Here is an 18105-nt window from a genome sequence, read left to right as displayed (position 1 = left end):
GAAAAAATTAAGTCGCTATTGTAATGAAACTCCACATGGAATTTCGTTGTTTAATCATAAAGCCCACTTATTATTGATGGATTTTATGCTGCTGCAATAAGGTTCTGAATTTGACCCAGTCAAAAAATGGGCCCGGATCGGTTTTACGTCCAGGCGCAATATCCGAGTGACCGGCCAAATGTTGTAAAATTTTGGGATAAGCCGCTTGCAATGCAGCCGTCACTTGCGCCAGCACTGCATATTGCACCTCATCAAAAGGCAAATCATCACTGCCTTCCAGTTCAATGCCAATGGAATAGTCATTACATTCTTTTTTGCCCAGGTAAATGGAACGTCCGGCATGCCAGGCCCGATCATTAAAATTGACAAATTGCAGCACTTCACCACTGCGTAAAATCAGCAGATGTGCAGAAACCTGCATGCCTTCAATGCTTTGAAAATAAGGATGCTCTGACCAGTCCAGCTGGTTCTGAAAAAACTGTTCAATATATCCCCCACCAAATTGTGACGGCGGCAGACTGATGTTATGCACCACAACCAGTTGAATTTCGGTATGTTCGGGACGTTGATTATAATTGGGGGAAGGTACTTGCCTGGCACCGATTAACTGACCGTCGATGACCTGAAAAAAGGGGGCCTGTTGCATAGTCCAATCCTGAGTCCTGTTCGCATAAACAGATGATTTTAGCGCAATCCTAAAACTTTAAACTTAAAATCTCAAATTCCGCAGCTAAAATCGCTGGAAAAAAACATTTCTTTTAAATGAACAGTGCTAAAATAACGCGCAATTTTCATGGGTTAAAAAAGATACGGGAATCCTTATGAGCATATCTCAATCCTTGCTTGAACAATCGATCCAAATCAACATTCAACAAGCATTACAAGAAGATATTGGCGAAGGTGATATCACTGCATTATTAACCCCTGAAGATGAACAGGCGACAGCAACCATTATTAGCCGTGAAGACATGGTGCTGGCCGGTCAGCCTTGGGTCAATGCACTGATTCAGGCTTATGATCCAAAGGTACAGGTCACCTGGCTAAAAAATGATGGCGACCGCGTACAAGCCAATGAAGCCTTTTTAAAACTGGCCGGTTCTGCACGCAGCCTGCTGACAGTGGAACGCCCTGCCCTCAACTTTGTGCAAACACTTTCTGCAGTTGCGACCAAAACCGCTTTATATGTCAAAGAACTGCAAGGCTTAAATACCAAATTGTTAGATACCCGTAAAACCTTGCCGGGCTTACGTATTGCACAAAAATATGCCGTGGCGATTGGTGGCGGTCAGAACCATCGTCTGGGTTTGTTTGATGCCTTTTTGATTAAAGAAAACCATATTATGGCAGCGGGCGGTATTGCACAGGCGATTAGCAAGGCACATAACATTGCACCGGGTAAACCTGTTGAAGTTGAAGTTGAAACCTGGGATGAACTAAACCAGGCTTTAGAAGCAAAAGCGGATATCGTGATGCTGGATAACTTCAGCCAGCAGCAAATGATTGATGCGGTGAAGCATGTTGCCGGTCGTTGCAAGCTGGAAGCATCGGGTAACATTACCATCGCAAACTTACGTGAAGTGGCAAGCTCAGGTGTGGACTATATTTCAATGGGTGTGTTAACCAAAGATGTGAAAGCAGTGGATTTATCCATGCGTTTTAATGCTTGATCTCCCCCTACTCAACTCAATAAAAATTGAGTCAATAAAAAACGCACCGATGGGTGCGTTTTTTATTGCTGAGATTGTTAAATTAACAACTTACCAGCCTAAAGCTTCTTGCTGTTTTTTAATGAGTTCTTGGATGCCTTTTTCTGCCAATTCAAGCATTTCGTTACATTGTGCACGGGTAAATGGCTTGTCTTCAGCAGTCCCCTGCAGCTCGATAAACTCGCCTGCTTGAGTCATCACTACGTTTAAATCAGTTTGGCAGTTTGAATCTTCTTCATAACACAAATCGAGCAAGGCTTTGTCTTGATACATACCGACAGAAATCGCAGCCACCAGACCTTTCAACGGATCGTGTTTAATTTTCTTGGTTTCAAGCAATACATTCATGGCATCGACTAAAGCCACTGCTGCACCAGTAATGGATGCTGTACGTGTACCACCATCAGCCTGAATCACATCACAGTCGATGGTAATGGTATTTTCACCCAGTTTTTTCAAGTCCACCATGGCACGCAGGCTACGACCAATCAGACGCTGGATTTCCTGAGTACGGCCACTTTGTTTACCACGCGCCGCTTCACGGTCACTACGGGTATGGGTAGAACGTGGCAACATGCCGTATTCTGCAGTCACCCAACCCTGTCCCTTACCTTTCAAGAAACGCGGGACTGAATTATCAATACTTGCAGTACAAAGAACTTTTGTATGACCAAATTCAATCAACACTGAGCCTTCCGCATAACGTGTATAGTTACGGGTAATTTTTACGTCACGTAATTGATCTAATGTACGTTGGTCGATACGCATAATGAGTCCTTAATTTCGGCTAAAATTCATTGCGGCCTAGTATAACAGAAGCATGCTCTCAGGTTTTGCCAAGAGATTCTCTATTGGCAAAAACCATCAAGCCCGGACGCATCCATTTTAGCTTGCATGAAATTCGCTACCCACCCTGCATATCCTTAAGCTTGTTATTGAAGTTTAAAAGCTCAATAAGTCTTTTAATTTCTGTTTGGATTGTTCAAGAGTTGAAGTCCATGAATTTGGCAATGAACATTTAGCCACACGTACCCAGACGCTAGCAAACTGTTTCATGAAACTGGCTTCATTATAGTGAATGCCATACTCTGCACATAAGACACGGATTTTTGGTGCAGCTTCAGCATAACGGTTCGCTGGCATATCAGGGAATAAATGGTGTTCAATTTGATGACTCAAATTACCACTCAAAATATGCAGCCATTCTGTGCCGCTAAAATTACTCGATCCGTGAATTTGACGTAAATACCATTCGGCACGCGTTTCAGTGGCCGTATTGTCCGGTTCAAAGGTTTCGGCATCTTCAGTGAAATGTCCATTAAAAATCACTGCGGATGCCCAGAGGCTACGAATAACATTCGCCACTGCATTTCCGGCAAAAACAGGCAGTGCATTCGGACCTGCGATCAGGGGGAAAAAGACATAATCTTTGGCAATCTGACGGGTGGCTTTCTTGCGGAATTTTGTCGAATCTTTCCACACCTGTTTCCAGGTTTTGGTTTTATAGGCAATCGCATCTTCCAGATGTAAATTCTGTACGCCCACATACCATTCAAAAAACACCATAAGCTGAATGGCTAAAGGAATATTGAATAAAAAGCGCGGTTCCCATTTTTGCGCTTCACTGACCCGAATCAGGCCATAACCGACATCATGATCTTTACCGATAATATTGGTATAGGTGTGATGGATATAGTTATGCGTATGTTTCCAGTCATCCCCGGTCGCCATAGTGTCCCAGTCATAATTGGCGCCGTTTAACGTCGGATCATTCAGCCAATCAAACTGACCATGCATCACGTTATGGCCCAGCTCCATATTTTCCACAATTTTGGAAATACCCAACAAGCCGGTTCCCAACAACCATACTGGTGGAATCCAGCCGCCAAACATCAACATGCCACGTGAGGCAATTTCGCTATAACGCACAAAATCACGAATTTTGTAAATATATTGCGCATCTTTCTCACCAATGCTGTCCATGATTTCGCGGCGAATGGCATCGACTTTTTCACCAAATTCGGCAATTTGTTCAGCAGTTAAATATTTGGATTTACTATTTTCTGGAAATTTCACTGACATATTCATTGTTTTTCTCCTGAGTGAGAATCAAACACTGCTATAAAAATTGCAATCAATCACTGAGCAGCGCTATCAAAGCATTTTTTGTTTTTAAAGGTTAATCACCACCGGACTCACGGCCTGGCTAATACACAATTTAATCTGGGTATTGCTATCGTGGTCGATTTCACCAGTCAGCAGGTTTTTGGTGGAGCCACTGACTTTGGTACAGGTACAGGTATTGCAGATGCCCATACGGCAGCCATGTGCGGGTCTTAAGCCCGCCTGTTCGGCACTTTCCAGCAAATTGGTCTTGGCTTCAAACTCTTGTTGAGCGCGTAAGAAAATTACCGGTTGTACTGCAGCAGTTTCATCTACAACAACCTGGAAATATTCCTGTTTGAGTTGATCGGCAATGCCGAATTGTTGATAAATCTGGTTCAGGCTTTGCATCATGCCTCGGGCACCACAGGCATAACTTTGACGTTGCTGAAAATCTGGCACGGTACTTTCAAGCAGTTCCGCGGTTAAATGTTGCTTCTGTGCCAGAGTATTAAAATGGTGATAATGAAGCTGTGGATATTGTTCTGATAACTGCTGCAATTCAGCATTAAAGGCCTCATCACGGCTAAAATAAATCAGGTCAATCTGACTGACTTTTTGACGGATGGCCTGTTGCAATAAAGAATAAATTGCAGTGATACCACTGCCTGAAGCTAACAACAGAATAGGTTGTTGAGATGAACTTAATGTGAAATCACCCTGCACCTGAGAGATTTCCACTACGCCACCTACGGGCAAATGGGTTAAAGCATTAGATACTTTGCCCTGACGTTTTACGGCAATCACCACGTTGCCGTTGGCAGTGATTTTGACAACGGAATAACTGCGTTGCTCACGCACACCTGCAATCACCACAGTCACTAAAGTACTTTGTCCGGCATGAAAAGCGTTAGCACGAAAATTATGATTCGGCTGCAACTCGATCTGATAAAAGTCTGAACTCAGCATCTGTACATCGACAATACTGGCTTTGACTTTTTTCCATGCCCAAACTGGATTGATTTTTTCAGCAATAAAATCGACGAAATCTTCTCGAATCCATTGCGGCTGATATTGCATGACATGACTCATATGACGTTCCTCTTTTATTGCTGGCTATTTATTTGAGTGAACAGGTGTTCTTATAGTGAACACATGTACACTATAATCATTTTTTAATTCAGTCAACATCCGTTCACTGACATTCGTCGTTTAATTTGTTTTTTTTTGATAGACTTCATTCAGCATTTTTTTAGGGTAGTTGCATGTCGATACGGGATGAGCGTAAACAGCAGAGCCGCCAGGCACTTTTGGATGCTGCGCTGGCTTTAAACACGTCTGGACGCTCTTTCAGCAGCATCAGTTTGCGTGAAATTGCACGCCATGTCGGTTTGGTACCGACGGCGTTCTACCGTCATTTTCAGGACATGAATGAGCTGGGACTGGAACTAGTCGATCAGGTGGCCCTGCATTTAAAAGGTATTTTTCATCAGCTGGGACAAGCCTATATCTATCAGCCAGATACCGAAACCCAAATCAGCCTAGACCTGTTTTTTCAGGCAGTTGAACATCATCCTGAACCGTGGGTATTTATGATTGCCGAACGCTGGGGGGGATCGGAAGTGATTCGCCAGGCCATTGCCCGGGAAATTAATTTTTTAATTGAAGACCTGGCTAATGATTTGGGTCAAATTGAGGCCATGCAGCACATTGGTAATACCCAAGACCTACAAGTATTTTCTAATATTTTAATTAACTTGTCTTTTACCTGGGCGATGACCTGGATGGATATCAACCGTCACTATCAGGCTGAAGAGCGTCTAGAACAACAAAAACAGTTTAAGCTGCAAACCATGACTCAAGTGCATTTAATTTTCCGTGGCATCTCCAACTGGGACCCTTCCAAAGATTCGGTCTCTTCATAATTGAATAACGACCAGATGTAAAAAAACCGCCATGATGGCGGTTTTTTTAGAACCTATTACTTATTTGGCTTTACGCTCTTTTTCTACCAGATAGCTGATCACTTGAGTGACTTTGCCATCTTCACCTTGCACCACATATTTACCATTGACCACAACCGCAGGCACACCACTGAGTTGATATTGCTGTGCCAACTGTTTGGCTTGTGCTATTTTTGAAGTAATAACAAATGAATTAAACATGCTGTTGAATTTGGCTTCAGGCACGCCATATTTTACAAAGAACTTGGCTTGGGATTTTTGATCAAAAATCTGCTGGCCACCTGCATGAATGGCATGGAATAAAGGCAAGTGAGTTTTCTTACGAACGCCTAATGCTTCAGACACATAATAGCCACGCGCGCCCTGCTCCCAGACAGGATTCATTGCAGCCGGAGTACGCACGAAACGCACATCTTTAGGTAATTTTTTCAGCCAGGTCTGCATATGCGGCTCTAAGCGATAGCAATGCGGGCAGCCATACCAGAAGAATTCACGCACTTCAATTTTTCCAGGAACTTCAACCTTAACCGGATTGGCCACCACGGTGTAATCTTTACCTGCAACAAAATTGGCTGCCATTGCAGTACCGGATAAGGCAAAAATAGCCGTTGCTACACTACCTAAAAGAAATTTTTTCATTGACCTTATTGTCCTCTAAATCATTATGTCTAATTTATGCGATCACTATAAATCAATTATGCCGAATTCGTTTTCATTCTGTGAACTTTTTTACGGCATTTATCGCTTTTTTTAGAATTAACGCTACACTAAGCTTCTGTAACTTTTTTAAATTATAATGACTTGATTGAGGTGATACCGATGTCGCAATTGAATGTTGATCCACAAGAAATTGCCAAATTTGAAGCATTCGCTGCCATATGGTGGGATCAGCATTCTGAGTTCCGCCCCTTGCATATGATCAATCCACTGCGTTTAAACTGGATTGATGAGCATGCTGGCGGTCTCAGCGGTAAAAAAGTGCTCGATGTCGGTTGTGGTGGCGGTATTCTGTCGGAAAGCATGGCACGTCGTGGAGCTAATGTTTTGGGTATCGACATGGGTGAAGCGCCTTTAAATGTAGCCCGCATTCATGCCGAACAGGAAGGCGTGCAGAATATTGAATATCGCCAGGTTCCAGTAGAACAGTTGGCTCAGGAACAGGCTGGACAATATGATGTGGTGACCTGTATGGAAATGCTGGAGCATGTTCCAAATCCGGCATCAATTATTCAGGCCTGCCAAACCCTGGTCAAACCGGGCGGCCATGTGTTCTTCTCGACCATTAACCGCAATCCAAAGTCTTATCTGTTTGCCATTATTGGCGCGGAATACGTTCTGCGTATGCTCGCTAAAGGGACCCATGATTACAGCAAATTTATCAAGCCTTCCGAGCTGGCGCATGATATCCGTGCAGCAAATCTGAAACTGAAAGACATGACCGGCCTGCATTACAACCCGCTAACAAAACGTTACTGGCTGGCACCAAATGTCGATGTGAACTACATGGTTTATACGGTAAAAGAAGGTGCCTGATGAAAGCTGTACTGTTTGACCTGGATGGCACTCTGATTGACACAGCGGCTGACTTCATTCGCATTATTCAGGACATGTGCCGCGACAAACCCTGTGACATCGTAGCGGCGGATTTAATTCGTACCCAGGTCTCTGAGGGTGCCCGGGCAATGGTGAAACTGGTCTATCCGGAACTGGAAGTGGAAGATCCGGTATTCCTCGCCCATCGCCAGCGCTTTTTGGATTTGTATGGTGAAGATATTGCCGTGGATACCGACCTGTTCGACGGTATGTATCCCTTGCTGCAACAACTGGAAAGTCAGGATATTCCCTGGGGCATTGTCACCAACAAGCCACGCTGGCTCAGTGAGTCCCTGCTTCAGGCACTCAATCTGACCGAACGCTGTGCGGTTCTGGTTTGCCCGGAAGATGTCAGCAATACCAAACCCGATCCGGAACCGATGTATCTGGCGGCCAAGCAAATTCAGGTACGACCTGAAGATTGTATTTATGTGGGTGACCATCCGCGTGACATTGATGCGGGCCGCAATGCCAATATGTACACCATTCTGGCAGGCTATGGCTATTTACCATTGCAACACAAAGATAACTTAACAGCATGGCAGGCGGATTGTATAGTGAAGACAGTTGCAGAATTACATCAAGTGATTAATCAACTAGTCGGCGTAAAACAAGATCATCATTCACTCATTTCATAACGACATAACAATATAAACGAGGAGGTAGGCAATGAAATATTCAGAATATCAACCTCGCCCCGATCTGTTAAAAGATCGCATTATCCTGATTACAGGTGCGGGCGATGGTATAGGTCGTGCTGCTGCAATAAGCTATGCCCTGCATGGTGCAACAGTCGTTCTGCATGGACGTACCCTAAACAAGCTTGAAGTCATTTATGATGAAATTGAAAGCCTGGGTGCGCCACAACCGGCTATTCTGCCTTTGCAGCTCTCCAGCGCTTCTCCTCGAGACTATGAGTTACTGGTCGATACTTTAACGCAACAGTTCGGTCGCCTGGACGGCATTTTGCACAATGCCGGTATTCTGGGGGAACGTACCGAACTGGCCCATTACCCGGTAGATGTCTGGGATGATGTGATGGCTGTGAATTTGCGTGCGCCCTTTATTTTGACTCAGGAACTGCTGCCCTTACTGGCAAAGTCCGAGCATGCTTCCGTGGTATTTGCCAGTTCAGGTGTCGGCCGTGAAGCACGTGAACGCTGGGGGGCTTATTCGGTATCCAAAATTGCCATTGAAGCAGTGAACCAGATCTTTGCCAAAGAAAATGTTTATCCTAACGTGCGTTTTAACTGCATCAATCCGGGTGCCACCCGTACTGCCATGCGTGCCAAGGCTTATCCTGAGGAAGATCCAAAAACCTTGCCAACACCGGAAAGCATTATGCCGGCTTACCTGTATTTAATGGGGGATGACAGCCTGCATTTAAATGGTCAAAGCATTGATGCACAAGACTAATCTCTAAAAATAAAAATGGGAGCTCTATATGCTCCCTTTTTTATTGCAGACTTAAATTTTTAAAAACTCAGAACTGTACTTTCGCTATTTAAGGCTTAAATCGTATTTTTAGATAATTTTTACAAAAATATTCGGTTTTATAAATTAAAAGAATGCCGCTATGCTGAACACCATTCAAAAACATTCAGTATGAGAAATTTCAACATGGCAGATCAAAAACGTAAAATTGAAACGATTCGTTGTATTGAAAAACTACAGCTTTCAAATTCTTTGATCATCGGTCTGGATGATGTCAAACAGGCAGAAGCAATTGCTGAGGCTGTCAGCTCACTACAAGGCCTGGTGGAACAATGGAACTAAAAGAAAACTATATGGAACTGTCGAATCCAACCTGCTGTTCAGCCCGTTGCTTAGAACATTGTTAAATCAGTCAACGTGATCTCAAAACTTTGATACAAAGTTTTCCTCAAGCAAAAGTTTTTTAACATTTAATAGCGCTATAAAATTGCTAAAGATTTTTAAATGATGAGATATTTTCCCATAATATCCTTATTATCTCTGCATTTTTTAAGAAATGCATGATTGATCTTCACAGTTTCTCTGCAATTATTTTGTACATTAACATTAGTGAAATTAATACTTTTTTTATGAGGGTTCAACATGAAAAAGATTTTGACTGTTTTGGCAATTTCTTTCAGTGCATTGATGGCAAGTAGTGTCAGCCTTGCCGGACCTCATGAAAAAAACAATAATTATCGTGGCTGGGATCAATCCGATCAACCAAAATTTAGCCGCGGTCGTGATTTTCGTGAAGATGATGATGACATGCAAGACAAACGCCGTATGCGTGAAGAACGCGGATTCAAGCGTCTACAACAGCATAAATGGCAACCGGGCTATGTGATGCCACAGCATTATCGTGGCGATGGCTACAAGGTCGACTATAAAAACCATGACTTGCCCAAACCATCGCGTAACCAGCAATGGTACAAAATCAACAATGACTATATTTTAGTTGATACCGACAGTAATAATATTCTGCGGATCCAAGGTTTCTAAACTCGGTTTTAATTCTCCAAGCCCAAACTCCAGTTTGGGCTTTTTTATTTTTGCACTTTTATTGTCAAGTCTATCCCTTTATCTGTATAACTTTCAGTCTTTTACAATCTTCTTTTTTTCTCCATCAATTTCACAATTCAACTAAGATTCCAACATCGTTTATCTCGACTTTTCCTCTAATTTTGAATCATCGAAAACATCTTCCTAAATGATCCAGGGTGAAAGTAATGAAAAAAATTCTGACTACAATTGCGCTTTCTTTATCTGCATTGATGGCAACTTCAGCGATGGCAGCACCAGACCATCGTTATGATGATCATCAACACTACAATCATACAGCATCACAACAGGACCACCGTTGGGATCACAATAATCGTTATGACAATAATCGCTATAACCAGAATCGTTATGACAATAAAAGAGTAAACCCAAGCCGTGACTGGCGTGCGGGCCAAAACTTCCCGCGTGTATTTAGCTCATCCAACTATAAAGTCAGCGACCGTGAAGCACGCCGCTTACCGAATACCAACCGTTATCAACAGTGGTATAAAATCAATGGCGACTATGTGTTAGTGAATGAACGTACCGATCGTATTGTGCGCATCATCAACTAAAACCGGCCTAAGTTTCATCTTCCCTAAAAAACACCTGAATTCGATTCAGGTGTTTTTTATTTTTTAGCTTCCCCCCCGTCATTTTTTGATTAGAATCAAGGAAGGAAATTTTTTTAATTTTGAGATAGGTATGCAAACGAATTCATCTGAAACATCACAAAGCACAAATTTACAATATGTGCATTGGTTTCGACATTCTGCACCCTATATCAATGCCCACCGCAACAAAACCTTTGTCATCATGTTTGACGGTGAGGCAGTGCAACATGAAAATTTCCAGCATATTATTCATGACATTGCCCTGCTGCATTCTTTAGGCATTCGTCTGATTCTGGTACATGGTGCACGTTCGCAAATCAATCAGAACCTCAAAGCCAGCGGTATTCAAACGCCTTTTCATAATCACCGCCGCATTACCACACGCGAATCTTTAAGCTGCGTCATGAATGCTGTGGGTTCGATCCGTTTACAAATTGAAGCGCTGCTTTCCATGGGACTGGCCAACTCCCCCATGTACGGCGCACGCATTGATGTGATCTCAGGCAATTTCGTCACCGCCAAACCTTATGGTATTCGCGATGGTGTTGATTTCCAGCTCACAGGTGAAGTACGAACGGTCGATACTGACGCCATTCAAAGACATTTAAAAAATCACAATATTGTGTTGCTGGGTCCAACCGGCTATTCCAGTACCGGTGAGGTGTTTAACCTGGTGGCAGAAGAAGTGGCCACCAATACTGCCATTCTGCTAAAAGCCGACAAGCTGATTTTTTTGGGTAAACAGCAAGGTCTGGTCAACGAATTTGGACAATTGCAGCGTGAAATAGCGCCGCATCAGCTGGATCGGCAGATCTTGCAATATCAGGATTCCAATCCCGATATTGCCCTGCAATTGCGCGGTGCCAAAAATGCCTCACTGCAAGGGGTACATCGTGTGCATTTGATTTCTTATACCTACGATGGGGCCTTGCTGGAAGAACTGTTCACTCGTGATGGTGCGGGCACCATGATGACCGATGCCCATTATGAAGATGTGCGTACGGCTACGATTCAGGATGTCGGCGGCTTGATGAATCTGCTTCGTCCACTGGAGGCCGAAGGCATTCTGGTGTATCGCTCACGTGAAAGATTAGAAAGTGAAATTGAACAGTTTTCCGTGATTGAACGGGACGGGATGATTCTGGCCTGCGCCGCCCTATATCCAATTCCCACCTCAGCCAATGAAATTAAATCGGCGGAGATTGCCTGTGTGGCGGTCGATCCGACCTATCGCAAGTCCAACCGCGGCAGCCAGATTCTGCATTATCTCGAAGACAAGGCCAAAAGTCTGGGCATTCAGCAACTATTTGTACTGACCACACGTACCGCGCACTGGTTTGTCGAACATGGTTTTGAACCCGCCAGTGTGGATGACCTACCCAATGCACGTCAGGCCCTGTATAACTATCAACGTAATTCCCTAGTCTTCAAAAAGCCACTTTAAAGTGGCTTTTTTTATGCCGCTTATATCTTTATTTTTTATATCTTTATGATAAACCCATCGAAATTTATCATGATTTGTTTATGGCATTTTTGCATATCCTTATCCACGCTTAAGATTTAGAATTTAAGTTAATTAATATCAATAATTTAATTAAATAAAACTGGATATTGAGTTGTCCTGATAAATCATATTTCTGCATAAGGTTTTCTTTATTTTATTTATCTTTTTTCCTCATTAGAAATTTATCTTTTCTTATTTTTTTCGAAAAAGAAAAGGCTTTAGCGTATGTGTTCAATATTCAACACTTCCTTATTGCGGAGCACACATACATGAGCGCCATTCAAGCAAAATTCTGGGCGAAATCACTGGTCCTTTCTTCAGTAGTTGCTGGCGCAATGATGATGTCAGGTTGCGGAAAAAAAGAAGCTGAAACAGTCACGTTAAATATCGGCTTCCAAAAATATGGCTTGTTACCGATCATTAAAGAACGCGGCACTTTAGAAACGGCATTGAAAGATCAGGGCGTCAATGTGAAATGGGTAGAATTCCCTGCCGGTCCTCAATTGCTTGAAGGCTTAAATGTCGGCAGTGTTGTATTAGGTGAAGCAGGTGAAGCGCCGCCTATTTTTGCACAGGCTGCCAATTCAAATCTGGTTTATATCGCCAACCAGCCGGAAGCGCCTAAAGCAGAAGCGTTAATTGTTCAAAAAGATTCAGCCATTCACAGCATCCAGGATTTAAAAGGTAAACGTGTTGCACTCAATAAAGGCTCCAATGTGCATTACTTATTACTCAAAGTGCTTGAAGCCAACAAGCTGACTCTGAATGACATCCAAGTAGTGTATTTACCGCCTTCGGATGCACGCGCAGCCTTTGAGAAAGGTGCAGTCGATGCCTGGGTGATTTGGGATCCGTTCTTTGCTGCTGCAGAAAAGCAGATTGGTGCTCGTGTCATTGCCACAGGTGAAAACCTGGTCAGTAACCATCAGTTTTATCTGGCTGACCGCAAATTTGCCGAGCAGCATCCGGATGTACTGAAAGCGGTCGTAAATGAACTCAACACCACCACCCAATGGGTATCCCAGCATCAGGACGAAGCCGCCAAGCTACTGGAAAAACCAACAGGACTGTCTAAAGATATCCTGAAAACGTCCATTTCCCGCATGGGCTTTGGGGTACAACCCATTTCTAATGAGGTGGTGCAAAAGCAGCAATATGTTGCCGATGCCTTTTATCAGCAGAAACTGATTCCAAACAAACTCAATATTCAATCCGCGATTTTGGCGAAGTAAATCATAAATAAAACCTAGGGGATTTAACATGACTCAGCATCAGCTACACAACAAAGCAGCCACATGGTTCAAGACCTCCAGTCATGGCATGAATGCCATGTTAATTGCTTGTGCGATGTTGGGTTCAAGTGCCGCCTGGGCTGTTGATCCTTCAGTGAAACAGCTTCGTGTCGGCTATCAAAAATCTTCTGTCAATCTGGTGATTGCACAACAGCAAAAGTTATTTGAACAGGAATTTCCCAACGCCAAAATCAGCTGGAATGAATTTCCGGGCGGTCCACAAATTTTAGAGGCCCTAGCCGTCGGTTCTGTAGATATCGGTTCAACCGGCGATACACCGCCTGTCTATGCTCAGGCAGGCAACAAGCCACTGCATTATTTTGCTTATGAAACGGCAAAACCTTTGGCTTCTGCCATTTTGGTGCCAAGCAACTCCAAAATTACCCAGCTCAGTCAATTGAAGGGTAAACGTATTGGAGTTCACCGCGGTTCAAGCTCACATTATCTATTGGTGCAGGCAGTACGTAAGGCCGGTTTGCAATGGACAGATGTTCAACCGATCTGGCTCAGTCCGGCTGATGCCCGTGCAGCTTTCCAGAAAGGTGCGATTGATGCCTGGGCCATTTGGGATCCCTACTATGCTGCGGCACAACTGGAAGATAAGGCCAAGGTACTGACCACAGGTAAAGGCTTAAGTCCAAATTACACCTTCTATCTGGCTTCAAATGATTTGGTTAAGAATCATCCTCAGGCACTTAAAGGCATTATCAAGCAGCTGAATGTTGCCGATAAATGGGTACAAAGCAACAAGGCTGCGACTGCAAGCCTGTTTGCTCAAAGCACCGGTCTGAAACCGATTGTCAGCCAGACTTTTATCCAGCGCCGTCCTAACCCGTCTGGTGCTGCTCTACTCAGCAAAAAAGTGATTGCCGATCAGCAAGAGCTCGCCAACCGTTTTAGCGAACTCAAGATCATTCCGAAATCTATCAATATTCAGCAAGCCGTTTGGGCAGGCAAATAATCTAAGGATCAATGCAATGAAAATTTTCTGGTTTATTCCTACGCATGGTGACAGTCGTTATTTAGGCACAAGCAAAGGCGCCCGTCAGGTCGATCATGCTTATATGAAACAGATTGCCGTCGCGGTAGATAACCTGGGTTATGAAGGCGTACTCATTCCAACCGGCCGTTCATGTGAAGATCCATGGATTACCGCTGCCAGCCTGATCGATGCCACTAAAAATTTGAAATTCCTGGTGGCATTACGTCCAGGCGTCACCACACCTGCACTGGCTGCGCGTATGGCAGCAACTTTTGACCGTTTATCTGGCGGTCGCGTTCGGCTGAACCTGGTCACTGGTGGTGATGAGCAAGAGCTTAAAGGTGACGGCGTATATGAAGATCATGCGACACGTTATGAAACTGCGGCTGAATACACCACCATCTGGCGTGAAATTTTAAAACGTTCACATACTGGTGAAAGTTTTACTTTCCACGGTGAACATTTAAGTGTCGATGACGCAAAACTGCTTTATCCACCCGTACAACAACCTTATCCACCGCTTTGGTTTGGCGGCTCTTCCGATGCAGCCGTGGAATTGGCCACCGACCAGGTCGATACTTACCTGACTTGGGGCGAGCCACCGGCAGCCGTGAAAGAAAAAATTGAAAATGTCAAAGCCAAAGCTGCCGCCAAAGGCCGTAGTTTAAGTTACGGTATCCGTTTACACGTGATTGTGCGTGAAACCAATAAACAGGCATGGGCTGCTGCTGAAGAGCTGATTCAATACGTTGATGATGCCACCATTGTTGCTGCACAACAAAAATTCAAACAGATGGATTCAGTCGGTCAACGCCGTATGGCAGAACTGCACAACGGTGACCGCACTAAACTTGAAGTATCTCCAAACCTTTGGGCAGGTGTAGGCCTGGTTCGTGGCGGTGCAGGTACAGCACTGGTGGGTGACCCTGAAACTGTCGCTGCACGCATTCAGGAATATGCCGATTTAGGCATTGATACCTTTATTTTCTCAGGCTACCCACATCTGGAAGAGTCCATTCGTTTTGCCGAACTGGTGTTCCCGCTGTTGCCTTTAGAAACCCGTAAAAAACTGGCTCAACCGAACTTGACTGGTCCTTTTGGTGAAATCGTGGCAAATAACTATGTTGCTGATGAGGCCAAGAAGGAAGTGAAACATCAGGAGCCGGCTTAATGAGCACAAGCATCTCTGCTGAAGCCCTGGCGAAACCCAAGGTTTCACGTGGAACACAATTTGGGCAGCGTTTGCTGCCCTGGTTGTTCCCGATTGCACTGATTGTCATCTGGCAAATTGCCTCCAGTACCGGACTGTTGGAAAGCCGTATTCTACCTGCACCGACGGCGGTCGTAGCTGCATTTTGGCATCTGCTGATCAGTGGTGAACTTTGGCAACATGTCAAAGTCAGTGCCGGACGTGCCCTGCTCGGTTTATTGGTCGGTGGCGGTTTAGGTTTATTACTAGGCCTGCTCAATGGCTCTTCGAAGACGGCATCGACTCTGCTGGATACCACGTTACAGATGATCCGTAATATTCCGGCTTTAGCCTTAATTCCTTTGGTGATTTTATGGTTCGGGATTGATGAATCTGCCAAGCTGTTTCTGGTGGCTGTAGGGGTATTCTTCCCGCTTTATATCAATACCTATCACGGCATTCGTTCGGTGGATCCACAACTGATCGAGATGGGTAAAAGTTACGGCTTAACGCGCTGGCAATTGTACAAAGAAATTATTTTACCGGGTGCGATGCCTTCGATTCTGGTCGGTTTACGCTTTGCCCTAGGTCTAGTCTGGGTACTGCTGATTGTGGCCGAAACTATTTCCGCACAATCCGGCATTGGTTATATGACCATGAATGCGCGTGAGTTTTTACAAACTGACGTGGTCTTGGTAGGAATTTTACTGTATGCCCTGCTGGGCAAACTGGCGGATGTATTGGCCGTCGCTTTAGAAAAATACCTGCTGCGTTGGCACGCTGGCTATCAAAAATAAGGAATAAGACATGACTGATTTAAGTATCGGGCGTCATGTATCTGAAGAACGCTCAATATCGAAACAACCTGACCCTACAGATATCAATCCTAACGCTGTGGTGGGTGCAGAAATTCTGATTGAACAGCTGCACAAATTCTATGGCGAAGTGAAAGTTCTGGAAGATCTGGACCTGCACATTCAACCGGGTGAATTCTTGGCCATTGTTGGACGCAGTGGCTGTGGTAAAAGTACCCTGCTGCGTCTGATTGCCAATTTGGAACAACCGAGCTATGGCGAAATCAAGTTTAAATCAGCACGTCATATTCGCGAAGGCATCACCAGCGATGACATTCGGGTCATGTTCCAGGATCCACGACTGTTGCCATGGCGTAGCATTGAGCAAAATGTACAATTGGGTTTAGCCAAAGAGCAGCAAACCAATGCTTCTGCACTACTGGAAAAAGTCGGCTTGAAAGAAAAGGCCGGACTCTGGCCATCACAACTTTCAGGCGGTCAGCGTCAGCGTACTGCACTGGCCCGGGCCTTATCGCATAAACCTCGCATTTTGCTGCTTGATGAGCCTTTAGGTGCACTGGATGCACTCACCCGTTTGGACATGCAGAACCTGATTGAAAAACTCTGGACTGAACAAGGCTTTACCGCCATTTTAGTCACTCATGATGTCAGTGAAGCTGTACAACTGGCCGACCGGATTATCCTGTTAGATAAGGGGCACATTGCCCAGCAGTTTAAAGTGGATTTGCCTCGACCACGTAAAAAAGATTACACCTTTACCGAGCTGGAACAGCAAGTATTAAATGCGGTATTGGCAACCTGAGCATGCAACACGGCGATAACGAATCTAAACGATCCGTTATCCTTCCTCGGTTTATGCATCTTTTAGTCCAGCCTAAACATACTCTTTAGTTTTTTTAAAACTGCACCAAATCTAAACACAAAAGACCAGTCGTATCATTTACCAAAAAAATCAATTCCATTTAATCATTTATATAAAAAATGTAATCATTGCCTATCGGTAGGTTCTATAGGATTTTTAACTCATTAAATAGCTAACCTACAGAATAAACTATCAATTATGATAAAAATGCAATTTTTAGTAATGCACAAATCTGCCGATTTGCCGTACAATTTGCCTTTCCTCTTTAATTTTTTTAAATTTGCCAATGGAACAAAAAAAGAGTACACAAAAAAGACATCAATTGCTAAATGCTGCACTCGATGTATTTTCCCTTTACGGTTTTAATGGGGCAAGCTTAGACGAGATTGCTCAGATTGCTGAAATGCATAAATCGAATATTTTCTACTATTATGAAAATAAAGAAGCTTTATATGTAGAAGTGCTCACCACCGTTCTACAGAAATGGCTTGCGCCACTGCAAATGCTGGAATCAGAGTTGGAACCTGAAGAAGCGATTACCAATTATTTATTGCAAAAAATTGAAGTGTCACGTACTCAACCGAAAGCATCCCGCCTGTTTGCGCTGGAAGTGATCCAAGGTGCACCCCATATTTTGCCAATTCTAAAAGGTCCTTTAAAGAAACTGTTTAAGCGCAAGGCTAAAGTGATTAGCGTGTGGCAGGAACAGGGGAAAATTGCCAAAGAAATTGATCCTGAACTGCTGATTTTGAATATTTGGGCATTGACGCAAAACTATGCAGATTTTGCCACCCAAATGGAAATGGTCACGGGTAAAACCTTACGTAACCGCAGTATGCAACAACGTTGTATTCAACATACTGTACATATGATGTTATATGGCGTAATTCCTCGTTCATAACTGTTAAATTATCCCCAAGGATAATTTTGGCATACGACCATAGCCTTCTATGGTCGCCAAATTACT

At 43.9% G+C, this 18105-nt stretch carries 20 protein-coding genes; 15 read left to right on the top strand and 5 right to left on the bottom strand.

The window, feature by feature from the left end:
* Positions 1-70: 70 nt before the first annotated feature.
* Complete coding sequence (ampD, locus tag GTU69_RS11140) at positions 71-646, bottom strand: 1,6-anhydro-N-acetylmuramyl-L-alanine amidase AmpD (protein WP_086196584.1); 576 nt, start codon at positions 644-646, stop codon at positions 71-73.
* Between the two features lie 175 nt (positions 647-821).
* Between ampD and nadC the strand changes: the two genes are divergently transcribed.
* The gene (gene nadC / locus GTU69_RS11135) at positions 822-1667 is read left to right on the top strand and encodes a carboxylating nicotinate-nucleotide diphosphorylase (RefSeq protein ID WP_166170537.1); all 846 of its coding nucleotides are present in this window, start codon (positions 822-824) and stop codon (positions 1665-1667) included.
* Between the two features lie 90 nt (positions 1668-1757).
* On the opposite strand, the gene rph is transcribed toward nadC, so the two are convergent.
* The 3 genes from rph to GTU69_RS11120 all read right to left on the bottom strand — a co-directional run bounded on the left by rph (position 1758) and on the right by GTU69_RS11120 (position 4901).
* Entirely contained in the window at positions 1758-2474 is a 717-nt protein-coding gene (gene rph / locus GTU69_RS11130) for a ribonuclease PH (protein ID WP_166170535.1), read from the bottom strand.
* A 174-nt stretch (positions 2475-2648) separates the two neighbouring features.
* Positions 2649-3788: an acyl-CoA desaturase gene (locus tag GTU69_RS11125; RefSeq protein WP_171522026.1), complete on the bottom strand. Its 1140-nt coding sequence runs from the start codon at positions 3786-3788 to the stop codon at positions 2649-2651.
* A gap of 90 nt (positions 3789-3878) precedes the next feature.
* Complete coding sequence (locus GTU69_RS11120; protein ID WP_166170531.1) at positions 3879-4901, bottom strand: ferredoxin reductase; 1023 nt, start codon at positions 4899-4901, stop codon at positions 3879-3881.
* 173 nt (positions 4902-5074) lie between these two features.
* Here GTU69_RS11120 and GTU69_RS11115 point away from each other — a divergent pair, with 173 nt between their 5' ends.
* On the top strand, positions 5075-5734 hold the full coding sequence (locus GTU69_RS11115) for a TetR family transcriptional regulator (RefSeq protein ID WP_086196589.1): 660 nt from the start codon (positions 5075-5077) through the stop codon (positions 5732-5734).
* A gap of 60 nt (positions 5735-5794) precedes the next feature.
* Here the strand turns inward: GTU69_RS11115 and GTU69_RS11110 are convergent, their stop codons facing one another.
* Entirely contained in the window at positions 5795-6412 is a 618-nt protein-coding gene (locus GTU69_RS11110; protein WP_166170529.1) for a thiol:disulfide interchange protein DsbA/DsbL, read from the bottom strand.
* A 180-nt stretch (positions 6413-6592) separates the two neighbouring features.
* On the opposite strand from GTU69_RS11110, the gene ubiG reads away from it, so the two are divergent.
* The 13 genes from ubiG to GTU69_RS11045 all read left to right on the top strand — a co-directional run bounded on the left by ubiG (position 6593) and on the right by GTU69_RS11045 (position 18039).
* On the top strand, positions 6593-7306 hold the full coding sequence (ubiG, locus tag GTU69_RS11105) for a bifunctional 2-polyprenyl-6-hydroxyphenol methylase/3-demethylubiquinol 3-O-methyltransferase UbiG (RefSeq protein WP_166170527.1): 714 nt from the start codon (positions 6593-6595) through the stop codon (positions 7304-7306).
* Positions 7306-8004: an HAD-IA family hydrolase gene (locus GTU69_RS11100; RefSeq protein WP_166170525.1), complete on the top strand. Its 699-nt coding sequence runs from the start codon at positions 7306-7308 to the stop codon at positions 8002-8004. The genes ubiG and GTU69_RS11100 overlap by 1 nt, the downstream gene beginning before the upstream one ends.
* A gap of 31 nt (positions 8005-8035) precedes the next feature.
* On the top strand, positions 8036-8782 hold the full coding sequence (locus GTU69_RS11095) for a YciK family oxidoreductase (RefSeq protein ID WP_092820591.1): 747 nt from the start codon (positions 8036-8038) through the stop codon (positions 8780-8782).
* Positions 8783-8986: 204 nt separating this feature from the next.
* Entirely contained in the window at positions 8987-9142 is a 156-nt protein-coding gene (locus GTU69_RS11090; protein ID WP_166170523.1) for a hypothetical protein, read from the top strand.
* Between the two features lie 300 nt (positions 9143-9442).
* On the top strand, positions 9443-9841 hold the full coding sequence (locus GTU69_RS11085) for an RcnB family protein (RefSeq protein WP_166170521.1): 399 nt from the start codon (positions 9443-9445) through the stop codon (positions 9839-9841).
* 227 nt (positions 9842-10068) lie between these two features.
* Positions 10069-10455 carry an RcnB family protein gene (locus GTU69_RS11080; protein WP_086196595.1) on the top strand — a complete coding sequence of 129 codons (387 nt, stop codon included), beginning with the start codon at positions 10069-10071 and terminating at the stop codon, positions 10453-10455.
* Positions 10456-10585: 130 nt separating this feature from the next.
* A complete protein-coding gene (gene argA, locus GTU69_RS11075) occupies positions 10586-11938 on the top strand; it encodes an amino-acid N-acetyltransferase (protein WP_166170519.1) in 1353 nt (450 codons plus the stop codon).
* Positions 11939-12267: 329 nt separating this feature from the next.
* Positions 12268-13230, top strand: coding sequence for a sulfonate ABC transporter substrate-binding protein (locus tag GTU69_RS11070; protein ID WP_166170517.1), 963 nt, complete (start codon positions 12268-12270; stop codon positions 13228-13230).
* Positions 13231-13258: 28 nt separating this feature from the next.
* Complete coding sequence (locus GTU69_RS11065; RefSeq protein ID WP_166170515.1) at positions 13259-14251, top strand: sulfonate ABC transporter substrate-binding protein; 993 nt, start codon at positions 13259-13261, stop codon at positions 14249-14251.
* A 16-nt stretch (positions 14252-14267) separates the two neighbouring features.
* Positions 14268-15443 carry an FMNH2-dependent alkanesulfonate monooxygenase gene (gene ssuD, locus GTU69_RS11060; protein ID WP_166170513.1) on the top strand — a complete coding sequence of 392 codons (1176 nt, stop codon included), beginning with the start codon at positions 14268-14270 and terminating at the stop codon, positions 15441-15443.
* Complete coding sequence (ssuC, locus tag GTU69_RS11055) at positions 15443-16258, top strand: aliphatic sulfonate ABC transporter permease SsuC (protein ID WP_166170511.1); 816 nt, start codon at positions 15443-15445, stop codon at positions 16256-16258. Before ssuD ends, ssuC begins: the two co-directional genes overlap by 1 nt.
* A gap of 10 nt (positions 16259-16268) precedes the next feature.
* Positions 16269-17078 (top strand): ATP-binding cassette domain-containing protein, encoded by an 810-nt coding sequence (locus GTU69_RS11050; protein ID WP_166170509.1) that lies wholly within the window; start codon positions 16269-16271, stop codon positions 17076-17078.
* Positions 17079-17424: 346 nt separating this feature from the next.
* A complete protein-coding gene (locus GTU69_RS11045) occupies positions 17425-18039 on the top strand; it encodes a TetR/AcrR family transcriptional regulator (protein ID WP_086196602.1) in 615 nt (204 codons plus the stop codon).
* Positions 18040-18105 lie beyond the last annotated feature (66 nt).

Origin of the sequence: Acinetobacter sp. SA01 (genome assembly GCF_011319235.1) — a bacterium.
In the GTDB taxonomy this organism is placed as follows: Bacteria; Pseudomonadota; Gammaproteobacteria; order Pseudomonadales; family Moraxellaceae; genus Acinetobacter.
This window is presented reverse-complemented; position numbering and strand designations above follow the sequence as displayed.

What these genes read in the sequence shown, in the direction of transcription:
- ampD (WP_086196584.1), bottom strand. Translation starts at nt 646, where the DNA reads ATGCAACAGGCCCCCTTTTTTCAGGTCATCGACGGTCAGTTAATCGGT.
- nadC (WP_166170537.1), top strand. Translation starts at nt 822, where the DNA reads ATGAGCATATCTCAATCCTTGCTTGAACAATCGATCCAAATCAACATT.
- rph (WP_166170535.1), bottom strand. Translation starts at nt 2,474, where the DNA reads ATGCGTATCGACCAACGTACATTAGATCAATTACGTGACGTAAAAATT.
- GTU69_RS11125 (WP_171522026.1), bottom strand. Translation starts at nt 3,788, where the DNA reads ATGTCAGTGAAATTTCCAGAAAATAGTAAATCCAAATATTTAACTGCT.
- GTU69_RS11120 (WP_166170531.1), bottom strand. Translation starts at nt 4,901, where the DNA reads ATGAGTCATGTCATGCAATATCAGCCGCAATGGATTCGAGAAGATTTC.
- GTU69_RS11115 (WP_086196589.1), top strand. Translation starts at nt 5,075, where the DNA reads ATGTCGATACGGGATGAGCGTAAACAGCAGAGCCGCCAGGCACTTTTG.
- GTU69_RS11110 (WP_166170529.1), bottom strand. Translation starts at nt 6,412, where the DNA reads ATGAAAAAATTTCTTTTAGGTAGTGTAGCAACGGCTATTTTTGCCTTA.
- ubiG (WP_166170527.1), top strand. Translation starts at nt 6,593, where the DNA reads ATGTCGCAATTGAATGTTGATCCACAAGAAATTGCCAAATTTGAAGCA.
- GTU69_RS11100 (WP_166170525.1), top strand. Translation starts at nt 7,306, where the DNA reads ATGAAAGCTGTACTGTTTGACCTGGATGGCACTCTGATTGACACAGCG.
- GTU69_RS11095 (WP_092820591.1), top strand. Translation starts at nt 8,036, where the DNA reads ATGAAATATTCAGAATATCAACCTCGCCCCGATCTGTTAAAAGATCGC.
- GTU69_RS11090 (WP_166170523.1), top strand. Translation starts at nt 8,987, where the DNA reads ATGGCAGATCAAAAACGTAAAATTGAAACGATTCGTTGTATTGAAAAA.
- GTU69_RS11085 (WP_166170521.1), top strand. Translation starts at nt 9,443, where the DNA reads ATGAAAAAGATTTTGACTGTTTTGGCAATTTCTTTCAGTGCATTGATG.
- GTU69_RS11080 (WP_086196595.1), top strand. Translation starts at nt 10,069, where the DNA reads ATGAAAAAAATTCTGACTACAATTGCGCTTTCTTTATCTGCATTGATG.
- argA (WP_166170519.1), top strand. Translation starts at nt 10,586, where the DNA reads ATGCAAACGAATTCATCTGAAACATCACAAAGCACAAATTTACAATAT.
- GTU69_RS11070 (WP_166170517.1), top strand. Translation starts at nt 12,268, where the DNA reads ATGAGCGCCATTCAAGCAAAATTCTGGGCGAAATCACTGGTCCTTTCT.
- GTU69_RS11065 (WP_166170515.1), top strand. Translation starts at nt 13,259, where the DNA reads ATGACTCAGCATCAGCTACACAACAAAGCAGCCACATGGTTCAAGACC.
- ssuD (WP_166170513.1), top strand. Translation starts at nt 14,268, where the DNA reads ATGAAAATTTTCTGGTTTATTCCTACGCATGGTGACAGTCGTTATTTA.
- ssuC (WP_166170511.1), top strand. Translation starts at nt 15,443, where the DNA reads ATGAGCACAAGCATCTCTGCTGAAGCCCTGGCGAAACCCAAGGTTTCA.
- GTU69_RS11050 (WP_166170509.1), top strand. Translation starts at nt 16,269, where the DNA reads ATGACTGATTTAAGTATCGGGCGTCATGTATCTGAAGAACGCTCAATA.
- GTU69_RS11045 (WP_086196602.1), top strand. Translation starts at nt 17,425, where the DNA reads ATGGAACAAAAAAAGAGTACACAAAAAAGACATCAATTGCTAAATGCT.